The organism is Plantactinospora soyae, from assembly GCF_014874095.1.
GTDB lineage: Bacteria > Actinomycetota > Actinomycetes > Mycobacteriales > Micromonosporaceae > Plantactinospora > Plantactinospora soyae.
Window position 1 is genome coordinate 185,958 of sequence record NZ_JADBEB010000001.1, and the last position, 23,208, is coordinate 209,165.

Annotated in this window: 17 protein-coding genes; 5 read left to right on the top strand and 12 right to left on the bottom strand. The window is 72.3% G+C overall.

Annotation, left to right across the window (positions count from 1 at the left end):
- Positions 1 to 43: 43 nt before the first annotated feature.
- The 3 genes from H4W31_RS00800 to ettA are packed head-to-tail and all read right to left on the bottom strand — an operon-like array spanning position 44 to position 2,996.
- Positions 44 to 808: a hypothetical protein gene (locus H4W31_RS00800; RefSeq protein WP_192764872.1), complete on the bottom strand. Its 765-nt coding sequence runs from the start codon at positions 806 to 808 to the stop codon at positions 44 to 46.
- A gap of 21 nt (positions 809 to 829) precedes the next feature.
- Positions 830 to 1,327, bottom strand: coding sequence for an acyl-CoA thioesterase (locus H4W31_RS00805; protein WP_192764873.1), 498 nt, complete (start codon positions 1,325 to 1,327; stop codon positions 830 to 832).
- Positions 1,320 to 2,996 (bottom strand): energy-dependent translational throttle protein EttA, encoded by a 1,677-nt coding sequence (gene ettA, locus H4W31_RS00810; protein WP_192764874.1) that lies wholly within the window; start codon positions 2,994 to 2,996, stop codon positions 1,320 to 1,322. Before ettA ends, H4W31_RS00805 begins: the two co-directional genes overlap by 8 nt.
- 321 nt (positions 2,997 to 3,317) lie before the next feature.
- Here ettA and H4W31_RS00815 point away from each other — a divergent pair, with 321 nt between their 5' ends.
- Both H4W31_RS00815 and otsB read left to right on the top strand, forming a co-directional pair.
- Positions 3,318 to 4,718, top strand: a complete 1,401-nt coding sequence (locus H4W31_RS00815; protein WP_192764875.1) for an alpha,alpha-trehalose-phosphate synthase (UDP-forming) — start codon at positions 3,318 to 3,320, stop codon at positions 4,716 to 4,718.
- A gap of 11 nt (positions 4,719 to 4,729) precedes the next feature.
- Positions 4,730 to 7,324 carry a trehalose-phosphatase gene (otsB, locus tag H4W31_RS00820; protein ID WP_192771751.1) on the top strand — a complete coding sequence of 865 codons (2,595 nt, stop codon included), beginning with the start codon at positions 4,730 to 4,732 and terminating at the stop codon, positions 7,322 to 7,324.
- 55 nt (positions 7,325 to 7,379) lie between these two features.
- On the opposite strand, the gene cobA is transcribed toward otsB, so the two are convergent.
- The 3 genes from cobA to cobC are packed head-to-tail and all read right to left on the bottom strand — an operon-like array spanning position 7,380 to position 11,076.
- Positions 7,380 to 8,741: a uroporphyrinogen-III C-methyltransferase gene (gene cobA, locus H4W31_RS00825; protein ID WP_192764876.1), complete on the bottom strand. Its 1,362-nt coding sequence runs from the start codon at positions 8,739 to 8,741 to the stop codon at positions 7,380 to 7,382.
- Positions 8,738 to 9,952 carry a nicotinate-nucleotide--dimethylbenzimidazole phosphoribosyltransferase gene (locus H4W31_RS00830; protein ID WP_192771752.1) on the bottom strand — a complete coding sequence of 405 codons (1,215 nt, stop codon included), beginning with the start codon at positions 9,950 to 9,952 and terminating at the stop codon, positions 8,738 to 8,740. Before H4W31_RS00830 ends, cobA begins: the two co-directional genes overlap by 4 nt.
- Positions 9,952 to 11,076: an Rv2231c family pyridoxal phosphate-dependent protein CobC gene (cobC, locus tag H4W31_RS00835; RefSeq protein WP_192764877.1), complete on the bottom strand. Its 1,125-nt coding sequence runs from the start codon at positions 11,074 to 11,076 to the stop codon at positions 9,952 to 9,954. Before cobC ends, H4W31_RS00830 begins: the two co-directional genes overlap by 1 nt.
- 144 nt (positions 11,077 to 11,220) lie before the next feature.
- On the opposite strand from cobC, the gene H4W31_RS00840 reads away from it, so the two are divergent.
- Positions 11,221 to 13,383: a transglycosylase domain-containing protein gene (locus H4W31_RS00840; protein WP_192764878.1), complete on the top strand. Its 2,163-nt coding sequence runs from the start codon at positions 11,221 to 11,223 to the stop codon at positions 13,381 to 13,383.
- A 129-nt stretch (positions 13,384 to 13,512) separates the two neighbouring features.
- Here H4W31_RS00840 and H4W31_RS00845 read toward each other — a convergent pair whose 3' ends face one another.
- Together H4W31_RS00845 and H4W31_RS00850 are read right to left on the bottom strand one after the other, a co-directional pair.
- Positions 13,513 to 14,082 carry a GNAT family N-acetyltransferase gene (locus H4W31_RS00845; protein ID WP_192764879.1) on the bottom strand — a complete coding sequence of 190 codons (570 nt, stop codon included), beginning with the start codon at positions 14,080 to 14,082 and terminating at the stop codon, positions 13,513 to 13,515.
- Between the two features lie 57 nt (positions 14,083 to 14,139).
- Positions 14,140 to 16,317 (bottom strand): cobyrinate a,c-diamide synthase, encoded by a 2,178-nt coding sequence (locus H4W31_RS00850; RefSeq protein ID WP_192764880.1) that lies wholly within the window; start codon positions 16,315 to 16,317, stop codon positions 14,140 to 14,142.
- 255 nt (positions 16,318 to 16,572) lie between these two features.
- Here H4W31_RS00850 and H4W31_RS00855 point away from each other — a divergent pair, with 255 nt between their 5' ends.
- Complete coding sequence (locus tag H4W31_RS00855) at positions 16,573 to 17,463, top strand: SURF1 family cytochrome oxidase biogenesis protein (RefSeq protein WP_318783695.1); 891 nt, start codon at positions 16,573 to 16,575, stop codon at positions 17,461 to 17,463.
- A 134-nt stretch (positions 17,464 to 17,597) separates the two neighbouring features.
- Positions 17,598 to 18,242, top strand: a complete 645-nt coding sequence (locus tag H4W31_RS42370) for a hypothetical protein (RefSeq protein ID WP_225945334.1) — start codon at positions 17,598 to 17,600, stop codon at positions 18,240 to 18,242.
- A gap of 12 nt (positions 18,243 to 18,254) precedes the next feature.
- Here H4W31_RS42370 and H4W31_RS00865 read toward each other — a convergent pair whose 3' ends face one another.
- From H4W31_RS00865 to H4W31_RS00880, 4 genes are all read right to left on the bottom strand, one after another.
- Positions 18,255 to 20,012, bottom strand: a complete 1,758-nt coding sequence (locus H4W31_RS00865) for an ATP-dependent DNA ligase (protein WP_192764881.1) — start codon at positions 20,010 to 20,012, stop codon at positions 18,255 to 18,257.
- Between the two features lie 69 nt (positions 20,013 to 20,081).
- Positions 20,082 to 20,288 (bottom strand): hypothetical protein, encoded by a 207-nt coding sequence (locus H4W31_RS00870; RefSeq protein WP_192764882.1) that lies wholly within the window; start codon positions 20,286 to 20,288, stop codon positions 20,082 to 20,084.
- Positions 20,289 to 20,444: 156 nt separating this feature from the next.
- On the bottom strand, positions 20,445 to 21,818 hold the full coding sequence (locus H4W31_RS00875) for a dipeptidase (protein WP_192764883.1): 1,374 nt from the start codon (positions 21,816 to 21,818) through the stop codon (positions 20,445 to 20,447).
- Between the two features lie 150 nt (positions 21,819 to 21,968).
- Positions 21,969 to 23,147, bottom strand: a complete 1,179-nt coding sequence (locus H4W31_RS00880; RefSeq protein WP_192764884.1) for a M48 family metallopeptidase — start codon at positions 23,145 to 23,147, stop codon at positions 21,969 to 21,971.
- Positions 23,148 to 23,208 lie beyond the last annotated feature (61 nt).

Consider the following 23,208-nt stretch of genomic DNA (forward strand, 5'->3'; position numbering starts at 1 on the left):
CATCCCCCCAACGACAGCCCCAAGACAGATGGACCATGCCTCATCAGCCGTTCGGGTGATCACGGACCGGGGTTATCGCAAATTGGCTAACTTTCTGTGACCAAGCTGCTCCGAAAGGTGCGGCAAGTCCGACCCATCGACCCATGATCCGCACCTGTACGGCGTCCCGCTCGGTCGAGCCGGGGGAACCGAGAAAGCCCATCCGAACGATGGCCTGGACGAGTCGTTGAGAGATCTCGATCCGACCGTCGACCGACGTACCGGGTACCTCCGCGCCGGGCGACGCCGCCGGGGTCACCACCACCGCCACGTGGTCGAGCAGGGCGTCCCGCAGCGCCCGCTGGCCGACCGCCCGGCCGCCGACCCCGTCGGCCGCCGCGCTGCGCAGGGTGCCCGCCGCCGCGACGGCGATCCGGCGCAGCTCGTCGGCGGCGATGGTCTCGACCACCGTGCCCACCGCACCCGGCACCGGCCACCGCCAGTCGGTGTCCCGGCGCGGCGGCAGCGCCGTGCCGCCCCGGGCGAGTTCGCCGAGCAGCTCGGCGGCCGAGACGGTCGCGTCGCCCGGACCGTCGCCCGCGACCACCCGGTTCACCAGGACGGACCAGGGCAACCGGGCCCAGAGGACGGTTCGGCCCGTTCCACCGGCCGCTCCGGCGGTGGCCCCGGACCGCAGCCGGACCACCGCCGCCGGATCGAGCCGGGTCAGCCGGGCCAGGAAGGCTCCCGCGTCCCCTGCACCGGACAACCCGTGTCCGTCGCCGGTAGCCACCGTCCCACCGCCCTCAGGCCGCTCCGCACCGGACACCGGTCCACTCCCCACCGTCGCTCATCGCCGCGCCGACTCGTCCTTCGCGTCGCCCGCCGGGGCGAGGTACGGCCGGAGGAACTCGTGCTCCTGGTCGGTCAGTCGACGCGGGCGCTGCCGCTCGAGGTCGAACGGCACGAGTACCGAGCGGGCCCGGCTCGCCAGCACGTCGGCGTCGAAGAGCTCGTAGGCGATGGTGAACCGGGACTGGCGCAGGTCCTCGACCCACATCTCGATCCGTACCGTCGGCGCGCGCTCCGCGGTTGCCCGGCCCAGGGCGTACTCGACCGGACGCAGGTAGTCGATCTCGTGCCGGTAGATCACCACACCGTCGGCGAAGGAGCCGACGCCCCAGGCCCGCCCACCGGCGAACATCAACGCCACCCGGGCCTCCTCGTACAGGGTGAGGAAGCGGGCGTTGTTGATGTGCCCGTACGCGTCGAGGTCGGACCAGCGCAGCACGCAGTCGTAGACGTACCGGACGGCCTGGGGCTGGTCGGCCTCGACCCGACTAGTCACGGGTGAGCTTGCGGTACGTGACCCGGTGTGGCCGGGCCGCGTCCGCACCGAGCCGGTCGACCTTGTTCTTCTCGTACGCCTCGAAGTTGCCCTCGAACCAGAACCACTTGGACGGGTCCTCGTCGTCGCCCTCCCAGGCCAGGATGTGCGTCGCCACCCGGTCGAGGAACATCCGGTCGTGCGAGATGACCACCGCACAGCCGGGGAACTCCAGCAACGCGTTCTCCAGCGAGGAGAGGGTCTCGACGTCCAGGTCGTTGGTCGGCTCGTCGAGCAGGATGACGTTGCCGCCGATCTTGAGGGTCAGCGCCAGGTTGAGCCGGTTCCGCTCGCCACCGGAGAGCACCTTGGTCGGCTTCTGCTGGTCCGGGCCCTTGAACCCGAACGCCGCCACGTACGCCCGGGACGGCATCTCGACCTTGCCGACCATCAGGTGGTCCAACCCGTCCGAGACCAGTTCCCAGACCGTCTTGTCGCCGGAGAGCCCCTCCCGGTTCTGGTCGACGTAGGAGAGCTTGACCGTCTCGCCGACCCGGACCGCGCCGTCGGTCGGCTGCTCCAGCCCGACGATGGTCTTGAACAGGGTGGTCTTGCCGACGCCGTTCGGGCCGATGATGCCGACGATGCCGTTGCGGGGCAGCGAGAAGCTGAGGTTCTCGATCAGCGTCCGCTCGCCGAACCCCTTGCGCAGTGCCTGCGCCTCGATCACCAGGTTGCCCAGCCGTGGGCCCGGCGGGATCTGGATCTCCTCGAAGTCGAGCTTGCGGGTCTTCTCTGCCTCGGTGGCCATCTCCTCGTAGCGGTCGAGCCGGGCCTTGGACTTGGTCTGCCGGGCCTTGGCGTTGGAGCGGACCCACTCCAGTTCCTCGGTCAGCCGCTTCTTCATCTTCGCGTCCCGACGGCCCTCGACGGCCAGCCGGGCGGCCTTCTTCTCCAGGTAGGTGGAGTAGTTGCCCTCGTAGCCGACGGCCCGACCCCGGTCCAGTTCGAGGATCCAGCCCGCGACGTTGTCCAGGAAGTACCGGTCGTGCGTAATCGCCATGACCGTGCCGGCGTACTTGGCGAGGTGCTGCTCCAGCCACTGCACGCTCTCCGCGTCCAGGTGGTTGGTCGGCTCGTCCAGCAGCAGCAGGTCGGGTGCCTCCAGCAGCAGCTTGCAGAGCGCGACCCGGCGGCGCTCACCGCCGGAGAGCTGGGTGACGTCGGCGTCCGGCGCGGGGCAGCGGAGCGCGTCCATCGCCAGTTCGAGCTTGGAGTCGATGTCCCAGGCATCCTCGTGGTCCAGGTCCTCCTGGAGCTGGCCCATCTCGGCCATCAGCTCGTCGGAGTAGTCGGTGGCCATCTGTTCGGCGATCTTGTTGAACCGCTCCAGCTTGGCCTTCGTCTCCGCCACCGCCTCCTCGATGTTCCCGAGCACGGTCTTGGCGTCGTTGAGCGGCGGTTCCTGGGCGAGCAGCCCCACGGTGTAGCCGGGCATCAGCCGGGCGTCGCCGTTGCTCGGCCGGTCCAGCCCGGCCATGATCTTGAGCAGACTGGACTTACCGGCGCCGTTCGGTCCGACCACACCGATCTTGGCCCCCGGCAGGAAGCTCAGCGTCACGTTGTCCAGCACGACCTTGTCGCCGTGCGCCTTGCGCGCCTTCTCCAGGACGTAGATGTACTGGGCCACGGTGCGGCCTACCTCCCACGGATAATGTTTCCCGGATGCCGTGACGTGTTTGCCACCGACCACGACGTCGGGCTTCCTTTGGACCACGGAGTCGGTTTCGTACCGCATCCGAGGTTGGGCGAAACGCCGTTGTCAATCCTGACAGGTCCACCACGCTGGGCCCACATCACCCTCCACCGGGCCGGTCAGGTGTCCATGATCACCTTTGAGTTTCCCCCAGACGTCCCGCAGGGCAGTAAGAGTGGCACTGGGGGTTAGGCACCGCAGCTACGCTCAGTACGCTCAGCGGTGACACCCGTCATCACCGGAGGTGCACTGATTGTGACCGTTCGTAGCTCGTTCGTGGTCGTAGCGAATCGTCTGCCGGTTGACGAGGTGAACACGCCCGAGGGACGACAGTGGCGGCGAAGCCCCGGAGGCCTGGTCACCGCCCTGCACCCGGTGCTCGCCCAGCACAAGGGCACCTGGGTCGGCTGGGCCGGCGGGGTGGGCGCCGCACCTGAGCCGTTCGACCTGGAGGGTATCCGGCTGCACCCGGTCCCGCTCAGCGCCGAGGAACTCGAACGCTACTACGAGGGCCAGTCCAACGCGACGATCTGGCCGCTCTACCACGACGCCGTGGAGACTCCGGTGTACAAGCGCCGCTGGCGCGAGGCGTACCGCCTGGTGAACGCCAGGTTCGCGGAGGCCGCCGCCGAGGTGGCGGCCGAGGGCGCGACGGTCTGGGTCCAGGACTACCAGCTCCAACTGGTGCCGGCGATGCTCCGGGAACTCCGCCCCGACCTGCGGATCGGCTTCTTCCTGCACATCCCGTTCCCGCCGATCGAGCTGTTCATGCAGATGCCGCTGCGCGCCGAGGTGCTGCGCGGCCTGCTCGGCGCTGACCTGGTCGGGTTCCAGCAGCGGCTCGCGGCGCAGAACTTCGTCCGGCTGGCCCGGCACCTGCTCGGGCTCCGCTACGAGGGCCAGATGATCCAGGTCGACGGGCGCCAGGTGAAGGCGGGCGCCTTCCCGATCTCGATCGACGTCGCCGAGATGGAGCGGATGGGTGCCGACCCGGCGGTGCAGGCCCGGGCCAAGCAGATCCGGACCGAGCTGGGCGATCCGAAGACCGTGATCCTCGGGGTGGACCGGCTCGACTACACCAAGGGGATCGAGCTTCGACTCAAGGCGTTCCGGGAGTTGCTCTCTGACGGAAAGTTGACAGTTCCCGATGCGGTTATGGTGCAGGTTGCTACGCCAAGTCGGGAACGTGTCGAGCACTACCAGGCACTCCGGGTCAAGGTGGAACGCGAGGTTGGCCGGATTAATGGTGAATTCGGCCGGGTCGGTGTACCGGCAGTCCATTACCTCCATCAGTCGTACAGTCGCAGTGAACTGGCCGCGCTGTACTGCGCGGCCGACGTCATGATGGTGACCCCGCTGCGAGACGGAATGAATCTGGTGGCCAAGGAGTACGTAGCAACGCGCGCCGACTCGGGCGGCGCACTCGTGCTCAGTGAGTTTGCCGGCGCTGCCACCGAGCTGCGCCAGGCATTCCTCTGTAACCCGCACGACCCGGACGGAGTCAAGGACGCGCTGCTGCGCGCGGTCCACGTCGACAAGGTCGAGGCCCGGCGCCGCATGCGCATCATGCAGCGCCACCTGCGTACCCACGACGTCGGACACTGGGCCCGTTCCTTCCTCAACGAGCTGGGTGTACCCGAAACGGAGACGGAGTGAAGCCCTCCTCCCTGCTCGACGGCGGTCCACGGACCCTCGACGCGATCGACCCGGAACTACGGGCCGCGGTCGGCCGGATCGCCCGGGTGCCGCAACTGCTGGTCGCCTGCGACTACGACGGCACCCTCGCGCCGATCGTGGAAGACCCGACCAAGGCCGTACCGCTGCCCGAGTCGGTCGCCGCCGTACGCGCCCTGGCCGCCCTGCCGCAGACCACGGTGGCCGTCGTCTCCGGTCGGGCACTGCGCGACCTGGCGACGCTGTCCCGGCTGCCCAGCGAGGTGCACCTGGTCGGCAGCCACGGCTCCGAGTTCGACGTCGGATTCGTCGAGCGGCTCTCCCCCGAGCTGATCGAGGTACGCACCCGACTGCGCAACGAGCTGCGGCAGATCGTCGCCGGCCGGAACCGGGTACGCCTGGAGACCAAGCCGGCCAGCATCGCGGTGCACACCCGGGGCGCCGAACCGCAGGTGGCGGCGGAGGTCGACGCGGCGGTCAGCAACGGTCCCGCCACCTGGCCGGACGTCACCGTGACCCGGGGCAAGGAGGTGATCGAGCTGTCGGTGATCCCGACCAACAAGGGCACCGCGCTCGACCAGCTCCGTACCCAGATGTCGGCCAGTGCGGCGCTGTTCCTCGGCGACGACGTCACCGACGAGAACGCCTTCGCCAAGCTGCACGGGCCGGACGTCGGGATCAAGATCGGCCCCGGCGAGACCGTGGCCGGCTTCCGGATCGAAGCACCGGTCGACGCCGCCCGGGTGCTCGCGCTGCTCCTGGAGGTACGCCGGAACTGGCTGTTCGGCGAGCGTGCGGTGCCGATCGAACGGCACTCGATGCTGGCGAACGGGCGTACCGTCGCGTTGCTGACCCCGGAGGCGAGCCTGAGCTGGCTCTGCCACCCCAAGCCCGACTCGCCGGCGATCTTCGCCGACCTGGTCGGCGGCAATCCGGCCGGCTACTTCAGCGTCGCTCCGGAGCGCGGCGGCCTGCCCCTGGGCCAGCGCTACCGTTCCGGCACGATGACGGTGGAGACCCGCTGGTCCGGGCTGACCGTGACCGACTGGCTCGACCGCCCGTCCAGCTTCGGCGTGCCGAGCGGCCCGGCGGTGGTCGCCGGCGACTCGACGCTGATCCGGGTGCTCAGCGGCGCCGGCCGGGTCCGGCTGGACTTCGCTCCCCGCCCGGAGTTCGGCCAGGTCGCCGTGCAGCTCCAGCCGCTCGGCGACGGGCTGCTGGTGCTCGGCTCGAACGAACCGATCGCGCTCTACTCCCCCGGGGTCGAGTGGGAGATCGTCAACGACGGCGGCTACGAGACCGCCCGCGCGGTGGTCGACCTGGCCGCGGCCGGCGGCTCGGTCACCTGTGAGCTGCGCTTCGGCTCGCACAGCCTGGCCCATCACCGGGTGCCGGTGCACGAACGGCAGGCCATGGCCGAGCAGCCGTGGCGGGAATGGGTGACCGGGCTACGGCTGCCGAACACCGCCCGCGACCTGGTCGGCCGGAGCGCACTGACCCTGCGCGGCCTGGTCCACGAGGCCAGCGGCTCGATCCTCGCCGCCGCCACCACCTCGCTGCCCGAGGAACTCGGCGGGGTACGCAACTGGGACTACCGCTACTGCTGGCTCCGGGACGCCGCGATGACCGCCCGCTCGCTGGTCGACCTCGGTTCGCTGACCGAGGCCGAGGGCTTCCTGCGCTGGGTGGACGGCTGCATCGAGCGCACCGGCGGCCATCCGGAGCGGCTGCACCCGCTCTACACCGTCGACGGCTTCGAACTCGGCGCCGAGGCGGTCATCGACACCCTGCCCGGGTACGCCGGCTCCCGGCCGGTCCGGGTCGGCAACCTCGCCAACCACCAACTCCAGCTCGACGTCTTCGGGCCGGTCGCCGACCTGCTGGCGGCGGTCGCCGACCTGCGCGGCTCGGTACGCGACACCGAGTGGCGGGTGCTGGAGAACATGGTCGAGGCGGTCAGCCGCCGGTGGCACGAGCCCGACCACGGGCTCTGGGAGGCCCGGCTGCCGCCCCGGCACCACGTGTACTCCAAGGTGATGTGCTGGATGACCGTGGACCGGGCGCTGCACGTCGTACGACAGCACGGCGACGGGGACCGGCCGGAGTGGGTGGAACTGCGCGACCGGATCGGCCACAACGTGCTGGAGTACGGCTGGCACGAGCAGGCCGGCGCCTACACCGTGGCGTACGGCGACGAGGAGATGGACGCCTCCTCGCTCTGGATCGGGCTCTCCGGGCTGCTCCCCGACGACGACCCCCGGTTCCTGGCCACCGTCCTGAAGGTCGAGGCCGATCTGCGCAGCGGCCCGGTCGTCTACCGGTACCGCTGGGACGACGGCCTACCCGGGCGGGAGGGCGGCTTCCACATCTGCACGGCCTGGCTGATCGAGGCGTACCTGCGCACCGGTCGACGGGCCGACGCGGAGGAACTCTTCACCCAGATGGTCGACACCGCCGGCCCCACCGGCCTGCTCCCCGAGCAGTACGACCCGATCTCGGAGCGCGGGCTCGGCAACCACCCCCAGGCGTACAGCCACCTGGGCCTGATCCGCTGCGCCCTCCTCCTGGACGACATGATGAAGAGCTGAAAGGAAGGGCCCCTTCTTATCGTTTTCTGTAGAAGAAGGGGCCCTTCCTAACACCTCAGGCGTTGCCCGGCAGCTTGGCCAGCGTGTTCACCACGTCGCCGAAGACCACCACCGCAGGGGGGCGGAACCCGGCGGCGCGGGCGTCCGCCGCGACCGCGTCGAGCGTCGAGCGGACAACCCGCTGACCGCCCGTCGTACCCTCCTGCACCACCGCCGCCGGTGTCTGCGGCGACCGGCCGTACGACCGCAGCGCCGCCGTGATCGCCGGCAGGTTGTTCAGCCCCATCAGTACCACCAGGGTGCCCCGCAACCGGGCCAGCGCCGACCAGTCGACCAGCGAGTCCGGGTGGTCCGGCGGAAGGTGCCCGGAGACGACCGTGAACTCGTGCGCCACGCCCCGATGGGTGACCGGGACACCGGCCGCCGCCGGTGCGGCGATCGAGCTGGTCACCCCGGGCACCACGGTCACCGGTACCCCCGCCGCCGCGCAGGCGAGCGCCTCCTCGCCACCCCGGCCGAAGACGTACGGGTCGCCGCCCTTGAGGCGTACCACCCGGGCGCCGGCCAGGGCCCGGTCCACCAGCACCCGGTTGATCTCCTCCTGGGCGGCGGCCGGCCCGTGCGGGATCTTCGTGGCGTCCACCAACTCGACCTCGGGCCGCAACTCGTCGAGGAGCAACCCGGGAACCAACCGGTCGGCGACCACCACGTCCGCCTCGGCGAGCAGCCGCCGGCCACGGATCGTGATCAACTCTGGGTCGCCGGGGCCCGCACCGACCAGCGCGACCCGGCCGACCGGCCGTACCGCCCCCTCGGCCGACGCCGAAGCCGACCCCGCCCCGTTCGGGGGGATCCCGTCCGGCGTTGCCCCGTCCTCCACCGTCCCGTCCGGCACACCGTCCATCGCCCCGTCGAACGTTCCGTCCGGGTCCGGCCCGTTCCGCGGCGCCGGGCCGGAGCCGGGCAGGGTGCCGTCGATCAGCCCCTCCCGGATCGCATCCCGGACCACCACTGCCCGACGCGGATCACCACCGCCGAGCACGGCGACGGTGACCGCCCCGTACCGGGTCACCGCCGGGGTCCAGGCGGTCGCGGCGGCGCGGTCGTCGGCGCGTACGCAGAAGACCTGGCGCGCGAGCGCGGCGTCGCTGACCGCCTCGGCGGCGGCCGGATCGTCGACCGCCACCTGGACCAGCCAGGCCCCGTCGACGTCGGCCGGCTCGAACCGGCGGGCCACCCACTCCAGCCTGCCGGCGTCGACGTGGGCCTGTAGGGCCGGGGTCAGCTCCGGGGCGACCAGCACCACCCGGGCCCGCGCCTCCAGCAGCGCCGGCACCCGGCGGGTCGCCACCGCACCGCCGCCGACCACGAGTACGCGCCGGCCGTCGAGCCGCAGCGCCAGCGGATACAGCGTCATTTCTCCGAGACTCCCGCCGCGTCGAACGTGGCCACCTCGTGCAGTACCCGGACCGCGCCGGCGACGACCGGAAGGGCGAGCAGGGCACCGGTGCCCTCGCCGAGTCGCAGCCCGAGGTCGATCAGGGGTGGCAGGCCCAACCGGTCCAGCCCGACGGTGGCGCCGGGCTCGGCCGAGCGATGCCCGGCGACCAGCGCGCCGGCCGCGTCCGGGGCGAGCGCGACCGCGGCCAGCGCGGCGGCGACCGCGTTCACGCCGTCGAGCAGTACCGGCACCCGGGACGCCGCACCGGCCAGGATGAACCCGACCAGGGCCGCGTGCTCCAAGCCGCCGACCGCGGCGAGCACCCCGACCGGGTCGGCCGGATCCGGCGCGTGCCGGGCCAGCGCCGCGCGGACCACCGCCACCTTCCGGGCGTACGTCGGATCGTCGACCCCGGTGCCCCGCCCGGTCACCTCGGCCGGGTCGGCACCGGTGAAGACCGCGATCAGCGCCGCCGCCGCAGTGGTGTTGGCGATGCCCATGTCCCCGGTGACCAGGAATCCTGCTCCCCGGTCGCGCAGCTCGTAACCCGTCCGAAGTCCGGCCTCGACCGCGTCGCGTACCTCGTCCCGGGTCTGCGCCGGCTCGACCGTCATGTCCCGGCTGCCGTCCCGGACCCGCATCGACACCAGTCGGGGGCTCCCGTCGGGCGACGGGCGGCCGGCACCCGGTGCCGTGATCCCGGCCTCCGGTCCGGCCGGCCGGCGCGGTGCCGGTGTGGCCGACGGCTGGGGACCAGGCGCCGGTGTCGGTGTCGGTGTCGCCGACGGTTGGGGACCGGGCGTCGCCGCCGGCCCCGGCGCCGGCCGGGCGATCGGGGTGGCCACCCCGACGTCGACCACGGTCACCGACGCGCCGACCTGACGGGCGAACGCGTTGACCACCGCGCCGCCGGCCAGGAAGTTGCTCACCATCTGCGCCGTGACCTCCTGCGGCCACGGGGACACCCCCTGGGCGTGCACGCCGTGGTCCGCCGCGAAGATCGCCACCGCCGTCTCCGCCGGCAGTGGCGGCGGGCAGACACCGGCCAGGCCGGACAGCCGTACCGAGAGTTCCTCCAGGACGCCCAGTGAGCCGGCCGGCTTCGTCAACCGGCCGTGCAGTTCCCGGGCCTCGGCCATCGCCGCCCCGTCCAGCGGACGAATCTCCGCGATGGCTTCGTCCAGCATCATCCCGCCTCCAGAATCTCGGCCAGCGCGTCCACGAACACGTCGGTCGTCGCAGTGTCCCGTACCGCCACGCGCAGCCAATCCGTGCCCAGCCCCGGGAACGTGTCGCCACGCCGTACGGCGATGCCCCGCTCGCGCAGCGCCAGCCGTACCCGTGCCGCCCCCGGCAGGTGGATCAGGACGAACGCGCTCGCCGGGGTGCCCGCGACGCGTACCGGCGGAAGTTCACCCAGCCGGCGGACCAGGTACGCCCGTTCGACCGCGAGCCGCGCGGCGATCCGCCGTTCCGCCGCGACGGCGGTGGGGGTGGCGCAGGCCTGCGCCGCCGCGAGCGCGGGGGTCGAGACCGCCCAGAGCGGCTGTACGGCCGCCAGGCGCCCGATCAGCTCCGCCGGGCCGAGCAGGTAGCCGATCCGCAGTCCCGCCAGCCCCCAGGTCTTGGTGAGGCTCCGCACTACCACCAGACCGGGCAGGTCCCGCCGGCCGGCCAACGATTCGGGCTCGGCCGAGGCGTGAGCGTCCGCGGCCGGGTCGACGGCGTCAGTGGGGTCCGGTGTCGGTTCGGGTGTCCCGACGGTGGAGTCGGCGAACGCCTCGTCGACGACGAGCACCCGGCCCGGCCGGGCCAGTTCGGCCAGTACGGCGGCCGGATGGAGCACCGAGGTGGGATTGGTCGGGTTGCCGACGAAGACCAGGTCGGCGTCGGCCGGTACCAGGGCGGGGTCCAGCCGGAAGTCGGTCTCCGGCGGCAGCAGTACCCGCTCGACCTGGTGTCCCGCCGCCCACAGCGCCGCCTCCGGCTCGGTGAACTGCGGATGCACGACGACCGGCCGCCGGGCGTCCCGCAGGGCCTGGGCGAGCAGGACGAATCCCTCCGCCGCCCCGGCCGTCAGCAGCACCTCGTCGGTGGGCCGGCGGTGGCGGGCGGCGATCGCGGCCCGGGCCGGTGCCGGATCGGGGTAGGCGGTCAGGGTGTCCAGGGCGGCCACGATCGGCTCCCGCAACCAGGCCGGCATCGGCTGGCGCTGGACGTTGACCGCGAGGTCGAGCAGGCCGGGCGCGACCTCCGCGTCACCGTGATGGCCGAGGTCGGGCCCGGCGGGGGTGGGCGCGGGTGCCTGCATGGGGATGATCCTGCCGGGGCGCCACCGGCAGCGGCCAGCGAGGCGGCCGGACGGGATCGGGGACCATCGACGCGATCAGCTCCGGGACTGACACATTCGCGAATCTTTATCGTGTTTTGCCAGTCTTTATCATAGCTTGAAAAGGTGACCAATCCCACCCGCCCCAACTCCGGTCGAATCGTGTACCTGCTCCGTGCCGGCCTCATCGCCGGTGTCGTCGTCGCGGCGGCGGCGTTCCCGCTGGTCGCGATCGGTGGACTCACCGCGAAGGCCGGCGCCAATCTGGTGGAGAAGACCCCCGCCGACCTGCTCGCCTCGGCTCCCGCCCAGACCAGCTACGTCTACGCCGCCGACGGCACGACCCTGATCACCACCTTCTACGAGGAACACCGGCGGTACGTGCCACTCGCGCAGATGTCGCCGTACATCCAGCAGGCGATCGTGGCCTCGGAGGACTCCCGGTTCTACGAACACAACGGGGTCGACCCCAAGGGCGTGGTCCGGGCCTTCGTCGCCAACCAGCAGGCCGGTGGCGTGTCCCAGGGCGCCTCGACCCTGACCATGCAGTACGTCCGGATGGCCCTGCGGGACAGCGCCAAGGACCCGTTCGAGGTCCAGCAGGCCACCGAGCAGACCCCGCTGCGGAAACTCCGCGAGATGCGCCTGGCGCTCGACCTGGAGAAGGAGACCAGCAAGGCGCAGATCCTGGAGCGCTACCTCAACTCGGCCTACTTCGGCCACCGGGCGTACGGGATCTACTCCGCGTCGGAGATCTTCTTCTCGAAGCTGCCGAAGGACCTCAGCCCGGTCGAGGCGGCCACCCTCGCCGGCCTGGTTAAGGCGCCCACCGCGTACGACCCGGCGAGCTCGGACCGGAAGGCCGCGACCGACCGGCGGAACTACGTACTCGACCGGATGCAGGCGATGGCCTACCTGTCCCCGCAGGCGACGGCGACGGCGAAGGCCGAGCCGATCCAGCTACGGCTGAGCAGCCCGCCCAACGACTGCATGTCGGTGCCGGAGGAGCGGAACAGCTGGGGCTTCTTCTGCGACTACCTGAAAACCTGGTGGAGCATCCAGCCCGCGTTCGGCGCCAACCCGCTGGAGCGGCTGGACAAGCTCCGTCGCGGTGGGTACACCATCGTCACCAGCCTCGACCCGAAGATCCACGATGCGGCCGAGCAGCGGGTGCTGACCGAGGAATCCGCGGGCAGCCCGTTCGCGCACGGCCTGGTCGCGGTCGAGCCGGGCACCGGGTACGTCCGGTCGATGGCGGTCAACCGGGTCTACTCGCTGGACCAGAGCGAGAACGGGGCACACTCGGACCCGAGCCGGCGCGGCCAGATGAAGGGCAACTATCCGAACACTGTCGTTCCGCTGCTCGGCGGCGGCGGCCTCCCCGGCTATCAGGCCGGATCGACGTTCAAGATGTTCACGATGGTCGCCGCGCTGGACGCCGGGCTCGGCCTGGGCACCGCGTTCGACTCCCCGCACCGGATCGTGTCGATCTACCCGGACGGCAGCGGTGGTCCGACCGACTGCGGTGGATTCTGGTGCCCGTCGAACGCCAGCGGCGCGATGAGCGGCCGGCAGACCATGTGGTCCGGGTTCGGCAAGTCGGTCAACACCTACTTCGTCTGGCTGGAGCAGCAGGTGGGTGCGGAGAACGTGGTCCGGCTGGCCGAGCGGCTGGGCCTGCAGTGGCGTACCGACATCGACAAGCGGCAGGCCTCGCCCAGCCAGGCGAACAAGTGGGGCTCGTTCACCCTCGGGGTCTCCGACGTGACGCCGCTGGAGATGGCGAACGCGTACGCCACGATCGCCGCCGAGGGCCGGTTCTGCGAGGCGCTGCCGGTGGTCTCGATCACCGGTCCGGACGGAACGCCGGCGACGTACCGGAGCGGGTCAGGAATGGATCTTGAGATCGCCCAGCCCCGGTGCAACCAGGAGATCGATCCGGACGCGGCCCGGGCCGCCACCGACGCCGCCCGCTGCCCGACCGGAGACACTCCGGCCCGTGGCTCCTGTGGAGGCTGGTCCACCGCCGACCGGGTCCGGGGCATCGTCGGCCGGCCGGTCGCCGGCAAGACCGGAACCACCGACAGCGACCGGGCCGCCTGGTTCGTGGGATACACCCCGGAACTCGCCGTGGCGAGCTTCCTCTCCGACCCGGACAGCCCGATGAACCCGGTCGGGTCGGGACAGGCGAACAAACCCATCGACGCGGTCGCGGGATTCCTCAAGGACGCGCTGAAGGACCAACCGGTCCGCCAGTTCAACCCACCGTCGGATCGGATCAGTGCCTGACCGCTGTCAGTGCGCCAGTGCGCCGCGTCAGGGCGGCAGGGCGGGCCGGCAGGGCGGGGCGGCAGGGCGGGGCGGCAGGGCAGTGCGTCAGGGCGCCCGGGGGCCGGGCAGGGCATCGGGGCGGGGGCGTCAGTGCAGGTCGGCCGCGACCAGCGACCAGACCTCCAGGTCGACCCGGCCGCTGTGGACGTACCCGGCGTTGCGCAGCAGCCCCTCGTAGGTGAAGCCGGCCTTCTCGGCCACTCGGCGGGACGCGGTGTTCCCGGGCGCCACCCGTAGTTCGAGGCGCTGGAAGCCGTGCTCCAGGATCAGTGCCACGGCCAGCGCGTCGACCGCCTCCGCCGCCATGCCGAAGCCGCGTGCCTCCGGCGCGATCGCGTACGACACCTCGGTGACCCGACCGGCCCAGTCCGTACGCTTCGTCCACAGGCAGCCGACCAACCGGTCGTCCTCGCGCCTGATCACGCCGTAGTGATCGCCGTTGCCGCTGTCCCGCCGCTCCTGTGCCATCTCGGTGCACCAGGCCTCACCGTCGATCTGTCCGAGTTCCCGTTGGAACGGCAGCCAACGCTGGGTCTGCTTGTCGGCGAAGATCGCGGAAACCGGGTTCGCGTCGACGGCGCGCAACGGTCGTACGTGCACCCTCGGCGTCGACACGGTCAGGGTCGGAAAGCGGCGTATCGCCACCTCACCGCTCATTCCGCCGACTCACCCCGCTTCCGCCGGGGCAGCACACGACTCCGCAGAGCCGGCCGGTCACGTCGCCGGCCTCGCGGCCTGTCCGGCCTGCGCCGATCCGGCCGTCGGATCCGGTCCGGCCGCCCCTACCGGCCCGGCCGCGTTGACCGCCGGTTCGGAGCCGGCCCTGGCGCCTCCCGACGACGCGTCCGATCCGTTCGCGGTAGCCGTCGGCCGGTTGACACCGGTCGGCGGCGGCGGTCCATGGTCCGCAGGTGCCGTACCCGACCCGGGCACCGTGGACGCACCAACCGGCATCGGCTGCGCCGGCGCGCCGGACGACGGGACGGCAGCCGGACCGGCAGCCCGCCCGCCCGTACCCCGCTCTGCGGCCATCCGGTCCGGCACGGCCCGCCCGTCGACGGCCGAGGCGTGCGGCCCGGCCGGCGAGGTCGGTACCGCGTCCGCCGGTGCGCCCGACACCGACCTGGCCGGGAGTCCCGAGGTCGGGGCCACCAGCGGCGCGAACGCGGCCGGAGCGGGCGTGGGCGTCGGGACCGGCCGAGCCGGAACGGACGTACCGGCCGAAGCGGCCGGCGCCGCCATCGCCGGAACCGGCGCCCCGCTCGGGGCGGGCGTCCCGGCCGGAGCGACCTGTCCGGGCGAGCCGGCCGGAACACGTTGCCCCGGCACGCCGGGACCGGTCGGAGCGGCCGGACCCGCCTGGCCGGCCGGACCCGCCTGGCCGGCCGGACCCGCCTGGCCGGGCTGACCCGGCTGACCGGCTTGGACGGGCTGACCAGGCTGGCCAGGCTGGCCGGGGGCGCTCGCGCCGGGAGGTCCGGCCGGCGCCGTCGGTCCGCTCTGCCCGGCTGGTACGGCCGAGGCCACGGCGGCGACCAGTCGGCTGGCGATGGCGGGGCTGCTCGCCCAGTGCAGGGTCAACTGGGAGGCGTGTACCCGCCGCCACACGAAGCCCTCCGGCGGCCCACCGCCCCAACTCCACGCCGGAGTCTGCCCGGACCGGGGAGTCAGCACCCCCCGGTGATGCTTGTAGCCGACCAACCTCGCGCCGAGCCGGGCCACCGGTGTCTCGGCACGGGCCGTCGCCTCGCGGTAACCGACCACGGTCCGGTCCAGGCTCACCCCGGTGGCGTCCAATACCCCGCACATCGGGCGCCCGTCGAGTTCGCGGGCCAGCCACAGCAGGCCGGCCCCCTCGGCGATCACCGGCCGACCGGTACGGGCCAGCTCCGCGACCGCGATGCACAGCCGGCGGTTCGCCGACAGCTCCTCGGCGTACGCCTCGGGAAGCGCGCCACCGATCACCAGGGCGCCGGTGTCGGCCGGCAGGGTCTCGTCGCGCAGCGGGTCGAAGGTCACCACTTCGGCACCGGCCGCCGCCAGCAGCTCCGCAGTCTCCGCGTACGAGTACGACAGGGCCGGTCCGCCGGCCAGCACCACCACCGGACGCCGGGCCGGCGTATCGCCGCCCGCTCCGGACGGGTCCAGCTCGCCGAGCGCCTCCGTGGCCGACCACGCCGTCGCCGACACCCGGGGTGCCGACCGGGCCAACGCCAACAGCCGGTCCAGGTCGACCGCGCCCGCGATCGCATCACCGAGCCGACGCACCCCCCGGTACGCCTCCACCCCGAGCTGCATCACCGGCACCACCCCGTGCTGGCGGGAGGGCAGCACGGAGGGCAGGTCCCGGCGACGCAGCGCCCCGAACACCGGTACGCCGATGTCGTCGAGCGCGTCGCGGAGCAGTTGCTCGTGCCGGTCCGAGGCGACCCGGTTCAGGATGACGCCGCCGAGCCACAGCATCTCGTCGTACGCCCGGAAGCCGTGCGCCAGCGCCGCGACCGACTGCCCCATCGATCCGACGTCGATGACCAGCACCACCGGTGCGCGCAAAGTTGTCGCGATCGCGGCGGTCGAGTCGCTCTCGGGCCGGCCGGCGAGGCTGTCGAACAGGCCCATCGTCCCCTCCACCACCGCGACCTCGGCACCGGTCGCGCCGTGGGCGAAGAGTGGCGCGACCCGCTGTGCGCCGACGAGTCGGGGATCGAGGTTGCGGCCCGGCCGTCCGGCGGCCATTCCGAGGTAGGCGGCGTCGGTCTGGTCGGGACCGACCTTGAACCCGGCGGGGTTCAGTCCACGGGCGGCGAGCGCGGCGAGCAGGCCGACCGCGATGGCGGTCTTGCCGTGCCCGGACGACGGTGCGCTCACCACTACGCGCGGCACGGCGATCATGGTCGGCTCCTCGGTACGCGGACACCAGCCCGATGCGGGCGGTGCGAATGACGATGACGACGGGCGGTGCTGCGGACGGTGGTACTGGCGAAACAGTGGTGCGGACGGTGGTGCTGGCGGACGGTGGTGCGGCGGAGCTGGTGCGGCCCGACCCGTCGATCGGACCGACGCGCGTGAGGATACCCGGCGGCGGGCGGCGGGCTGGACCGCCGAGCCGGCCACCTGGGGAACCGCCCTGGCGGTCCGGGTAACCTCATCGCTGTGTACCGGTTCCTGCTCACGCCCCGCTGGCTGGGCATTCTGGCCCTGACCCTGGCTGCGGCCGTGGTGATGGTGCTGCTCGGCAACTGGCAGCTCAGTCGCTACCAGGAGCGGGCGGCGATCAACGAGCGGATCGACACCACCGCGAAGGTGCCGCCGGTGCCGGTGGGCCAGGTCCTGCCCGCCCCCGCCGGTACGGCCGGTACGACGGGTCAGGCACCCCCGGCCGAGGCTGCCTGGACCCGGGTCACCATCACCGGGCGGTACGACGACACGAACGTGATCCTGATCCGCAGCCGTACGGTCGAGAGCAAGGTCGGATTCGAGGTGCTCACCCCGTTGCTCCTCGCCGACGGCAGCGCCGTCCTGGTGGACCGGGGATGGATCCCACCGGCTTCCGGCGGCAGTGCGCTGGCCCGGCCCGAGGTGCCGGCCGCCCCGTCCGGCGAGGTGACCGTGGTCGGCCGGGTACACCTGTCGGAGAGCAAGCCCGACGCCGTCGTCCGTCGCGACGGCCGGATCGAGACCCGTCGGGTCGCCGTACCTGTCCTGGCGCGTGAGCTGCCGTACCCGATCTACCACGGGTACCTGCTGCTGGACGAGCAGACACCGGCCGCCGACCCGGTCTTCTCGGCGATACCGATCCGGCACGAGAACGACTGGCAGAACGGCGGGTACGTCGTCCAGTGGTGGCTGTTCGCGGTCCTGGCCCTGGTCGGGTTCGGCTGGGCGGCCCGCCGGGAGGCACACGGCGGCCCCGGCAACAACGGCGGCGACCGCGACCGGGCAGGTCAGGACCGACTGGGCCAGGACCGGCTGGGCGGTCAGGACCGGCTGAGTGGTCAGGACCGGCTGGGCGAGCCGGCTCCCACTCCTCGCCCCTGAGCACGCCGGTTCGGCGTTGTTCGCTCCCCCGTTCAGTCTGATCCGGACGCCGGGCGCATACCTACCGATGTCGTGGCACGCCGGCCCGGGTTAGGGTCTGCGGAACGCGTGCTGACCCTGGGGAGGAGCCCGGCATGAGCGTGGACCCGAGCGGGTCGTCGGAAGTTCCACCGCCCACGGATCCGTGGCCGACCGACGCCTCGGTCTCGCCGGCATATCCGCCGACCGCACCCCTACCGCCGACCCCGCCGGCTCCGCCGTCCTCGTACCCGGGGACCGGCGACCCGTACGCCGCAGCGGCACCGCACCATCCGGTCCCGACGCAGGCGTACCCGGTCCCGACGCAGGCGTACCCGGTGCCGGGCCAGCCGTACCCGGGTGGTGGGCAGCCGGTCAGCGGCCTGCCGTGGCGACCGGCGGCCGGACCGGAACCAGTCATCGCGCAGATCGGTGAGATCGCGGTGACGTCGTCCACTGTGCGCACGCCGAGCGGCGAGATCCCCCTGGCCGGTACCCAGTGGCACGTCGCGGACTACTGGCAGAGCGAGCAGAAGACACCGACCTGGGCGATCGTCGTGGCGGTCCTCGGCTTCTGCGTACTGACGGTGTTCAGCCTGCTGTTCCTGTTGATCAAGGAGACCATCCACCGTGGCACGGTGCAGGTGACCGTGACCAACGGACCGAGGCAGTACGTCGCCCGGATCCCCGTCACCAGCGAACCGCAGGTGCAGCAGATCCACCAGCAGGTCAACTACGTGAGGTCGCTGGCCGCAATCTGAACGTACCGACCGTCAGGCGGGATGCCGACCGGCGTGGATGGCCCGTACGGTCTCGATGGTGTCCGCCTCCGCGGCGGTCTTGTCCTCGCGGTAGCGCAGCACCCGCGCGAAGCGCAGCGCCACCCCGCCCGGATAGCGCGGGCTGCTCTGCACCCCGTCGAACGCGATCTCCACCACCTGCTCGGGCCGGACCCGGACCACCCAGTCGCCCCGGTCCACCGCCAACTCCTGGAACCGCTCCGTCTGCCAGCGCAGCAACTCGTCGGTGAGCCCCTTGAACGTCTTGCCGAGCATCACGAAGCCGCCGCTGTCCGGATCGCGCGCACCGAGGTGCAGATTCGACAACCAGCCCTTGCGCCGGCCGCTGCCCCACTCCACGGCAAGCACCACGAGGTCGAGCGTGTGCCTCGGCTTCACCTTCACCCAGGCGGAGCCCCGCCGCCCGGCGTCGTACGGCGCGTTCGGGTCCTTGACCACGATGCCCTCGTGGCCGGCGTCGACCGCGTCGGCGAACGCCGTGGCGGCCTGCTCCGCCGTCTCAATCGTGATCCGCTCGACGAGTTGGGCCGGCGTGAGGATGCCGGCGAGCGCGTCCCAGCGCCGATGTCCGGGCGCGTCGAGCAGGTCGACGCCGTCGAGGTGGAGCAGGTCGAAGAAGTACGGGGTCAGCACCGTCGCACCACTCGTGCTGGCCGCCGCGAGCACCGACGGCGCGGCGGCCACCGGTCGGTCCGGCCCGGGGATCGTCGCGGGTGCCGTTCCGGAGGTGCCGATCCGGGGTATCTCGGAGATGTCCACCGGCGCCCCGCCCGACGTACGTGCCGAACCGGCTTCGGGCGATTCGACCGGCTCGGCGCCGAAGCTGCGGGTCCCGCCCTCGTGCGCGCCGGCCGACTCCGCCAGGACGGCCCGCCGGGCGCCTCTGGTGGCGGCCCGGCTGGCGGTCTCCTGGAACGGTCGTGGCCGCCCCGAGGCGTCGAGCGCGATCGCCTCACCGTCGAGCACCAGCTCGCGGGCCGGCAGGGCGCGTACCGCGGCGACCACTTCGGGAACCCGGGAGGTGATCTCGTCGAGGCTGCGGGTGAAGACCGCGATGTCGTTACCCGAGCGGTGCACCTGGATGCGGATCCCGTCGAGTTTGACGTCGACCACCGCCGGCAACCCGACCGAGGTGAGGGCGTCGTCGACCGAGGCCGCGCTCTGGGCGAGCATCGGGGAGAGGGGCCGACCCACCTCCAACGCGAACTCGGCCAGCGCTCCGGCGCCGCCGGTGAGCGCGGCGACCGCCACGGTCTTCAGGTCGCCGGCCAGCAGCAGAGCCCGGCGAACCATGGGAAGCGGGACCCCGGCCGCCTGGGCGATCGCCTCGGCCAGCAGGCCGGCCTGCGCGCCCTGGCGGACTTCCCCGCTGAACAGGCCGAGCAGCATCCGGCGCTCGTCGGCGGTGGCGGCACCGAACAGGGCGGCCAGCAGCTCACGGCGGCGGGACTGGGAACCCGGCCCACGGACCTCGGCGAGCCCGGCGATGGCGGCGTCGACGCCGGCCACGGTCAGCGAGGGCTGCTCAGCCACCGGCGGCAACTCGCGGAGGCTGGCGTAGCCGACGCCGGTCTGCCGCTGCCGCACCTCCCCGGCGAGGTACGCCGAGCCGGCCGCGATCTCGTCGGGCCCGAGATTCCGTAACGCCCCGGCGAGCAGCTCGACCTTGGCACGCCGGCCGGAGGTCGCGGCGACGGCGGCGGAGGTGGCTGCCAGGTCAACGAAGCGCACGGCTCCATCCTGGCAGCACCTACCGACAACTTCCGGCCGCTCCGGCATCGCGGGCCGGTCCGGAAGAGGTCAGGCGGGAACCGCCTCCTCGATGCGTAGGCCACGGGCGCGTACGCCGTCGGCCACCCGGGCAAGGGCGGCATCGAGCGCACAGAGAACGGTGGAAAGCTCGCCGAGCTGGTCCCGGAGCGCATCCTCGGACCACGCGGAGACGTCGACGTCCCGCAGCGCACTGACCGCGGCATCAAGCCGCGCGATCGCCTCGTTCGTACTCATGTGCTAAATCCTAGCGGCTCGACGGTCCGGCCGGGCGCTTTCTCCACTTTCCCCCCACGGATCCCCGAAGCATGAGAAGTTCGGCTATCCCCGACCGGGGTCGTGACCGGTATCAGCCGATCACGACCCCGGCACGTCAGCCCGGCCGTACCCGGGTCAGTCGGCGGCAGCCGTTTCGGCAACCTCCGCCACCTTGGCGAGCAGCAGCGCCTCGGCCAGGCAGACCCGGGCGAACTCCCCCAGGTGCAGGCTCTCGTTCGGGCCGTGCGCCCGCGCGTACGGATCCTCGACCCCGGTCACCAGGATCGCCGCCTTCGGGAACATCTGCCGGAAGGTGTCGATGAACGGGATCGACCCGCCGACCCCGATGTCCACCGGATCGACGCCGTCCCAGGCGGTCCGGAAGGCGGCCCGCGCGGCGTCGTACATCGGCCCCGTCGCGTCGATCACGCACGGCTCACCGTCGTGCTCCAGCGTCACCGTCACCGAGGCACCGAACGGCGCGTTCCGACGCAGGTGCTCGGTCAGCGCGGCGTACGCCTTCGCGGCCTCGTCGCCCGGCGCCAGCCGTACGCTCAGTTTCGCCTTCGCGGCCGGCACCAACGCGTTCGGCGCCTCGCCGGTGGCCGGCGCGTCCAGCCCGATCACCGAGATCGCCGGCTTGTTCCAGAAGCGGTCGGTCAGCCGACCGGTGCCGATGAACGACACACCGTCGAGCATCCCGGCCTCGGCCCGCAGCCGGTCCTCCGGATAGTCCACGGAGGCGCCCTCCGCACCGACCAGTCCCGCTACCGCGACGTCGCCGGCGTCGTCGTGCAGGGTGGCGAGGAGCCGGCAGAGCGTGGTCAGCGCGTCCGGTACGGCGCCGCCGAACATCCCGCTGTGCACCGCCTGCGACAGGGTACGGACCTCCACGAAGCAGTTGACGACGCCGCGCAGCGAGGTTGTCAGCGCCGGTACGCCGATGTCCCAGTTCATCGAGTCGGCGATCACGATCACGTCGGCCGCGATCTCTTCCCGGTGCTCCTTGAGCAGCCGCTCCAGGGAGTCGGAGCCGTACTCCTCCTCGCCCTCGACGAACAGCACCACGCCGACCGGTAGCGCGTCACCGAAGGCCCGCAGCGCCGCGACGTGCGCCATCACGCCGGCCTTGTCGTCGGCGGCGCCCCGGCCGTAGAGCCGACCGTCGCGTTCCACCGGCTCGAACGGGTCACTCTGCCAGAGCGAGAGGTCACCGACCGGTTGCACGTCGTGGTGTGCGTACAGCATGACGGTGGGGGCGCCGGGTGGCGCCGGGCGCCGACCGATCACCGCCGGCTGGCCACCGGACCGCACCACCCGCACGTCGAGGGAACACCCGCGCAGCAGTTCGGCGACCGCCTCCGCCGAGCGCTCGACCTGGGAGTGGTCGAAGCCGTCGAAGGCGATGCCGGGGATCCGGACCAGCCGCTCCAGGTCGGCCCGGACGCCGGGCAACTCGCGCTCGATCGCGGCACGCAGTTCGGACTCAGTGCGGATAGTCGTGGTCATGGGAAAGATCGTAGGCGCCGTCGCGGCCGCCAATCGGCCGAGCCCCGCGCCGACAGCCGACGAGGGCGCATCGCCTGACCAGGCGATGGCCGGGCACAAGTAACGTCCGGGCGGGGAGGAGCGCCGAGGGGCCAGCAGCAGCGTTCCGGGCTAGGGCCGGTCGTCGGTAGCGTCCCCGCCGGCCGGGCCGGTCTCGTCGGCCGGTGCCGGGTCGCCCGCCCCCGGCGTACCGCCGTCCGGTCTCGTACCCCGGCGGGTACGACCGGCGGCCCGGGTCGCGGCCTCGCCGGCGGCGTTCATCCACGAGCGGGCCCGGCCGGCACCGCCGCCGGCCCACTCGCCGACGTCGCTGGCCCCGTCGCCGAGCCGGCGCAGCAACCCGACGAGCGGGTCCTGGGAACGACCGAAAGCCTCCCGGTACGACTCCGCGGCCGCCTTGATCTCGGCGGAGACGGACGTCATCGCGTCGTCCTCCCGGCGCGGGTAGTCGCCGCCGAGCAGCCGGGCGTACTCGCCGGAGTCGACCCACCGGCGCGAGTCGGCGGCTCGGGCCACCGGCACCGGATGGGTGCTCCAGGCGGTCATCCGGATCTTGTGCAGGCTGTCCCGCAGGTCGCCGCCGCCGTCGTACTCCGAGGCCTGCTCCAGGAAGGCGGTGGTGTCGATCTGGCTCAGATCGCCGCCGCCGGCCATCTTCATCAGCACCCGCAGCGCCGCCGCTGGATCCTGCCCGGCGAGCAGCCCGGCCCGGTCGCCCGACAGCTCCGCCTTGCGCCACCATTCCAGCATCGCGGCGATGATCGCCCGGAGCGCGATCGCGCCGACCGGCAGCCAGCTCAGGTTGGCCGCCCAGCGGGTGAGGATCGTCAGGATGGTCTTGTAGACCGCGTGGCCGCTGCCCACGTGGCCCAGTTCGTGGCCGAGCAGGAAGCGCAGCTCGTCGTCGTCGAACTGGTTCACGCAGGCCGAACTGATCACGATGAACGGCCGGTCGAGCCCGATCGCCTCGCCGGTCAGCCACGGCGACTGCGTCACGAAGAGTTCCGGCAGTTCGGCCACGTCGAGTGCCGCGCCGGCCTCGGCGTAGAGGCGGTAGACCCGGGGATACTGCCGGTGGTCGACCCGGATGGCGGCGGCCAGGTAGGAGAGCCGGAAGCCCCGCTCGTTCCACATCCCGAAGAACGCCTTGACTACGTCGTCGAAGCCGCGCAACTCACGCAGCGCGGTGAGCGCACCCCGGTCGGCCGGATGCTCCCAGGCCCGGGAACTGATGCCGGTGAGTACGACCCGCCGCCGAGCCGGAGTGCCGCCCGTACCGCCTGTCGTCATGGTGCGCCCCCGCTCGCGGTACGTCGGCCTGTCCTGCCGATCGTGCCCCAGTCGCCCGGAT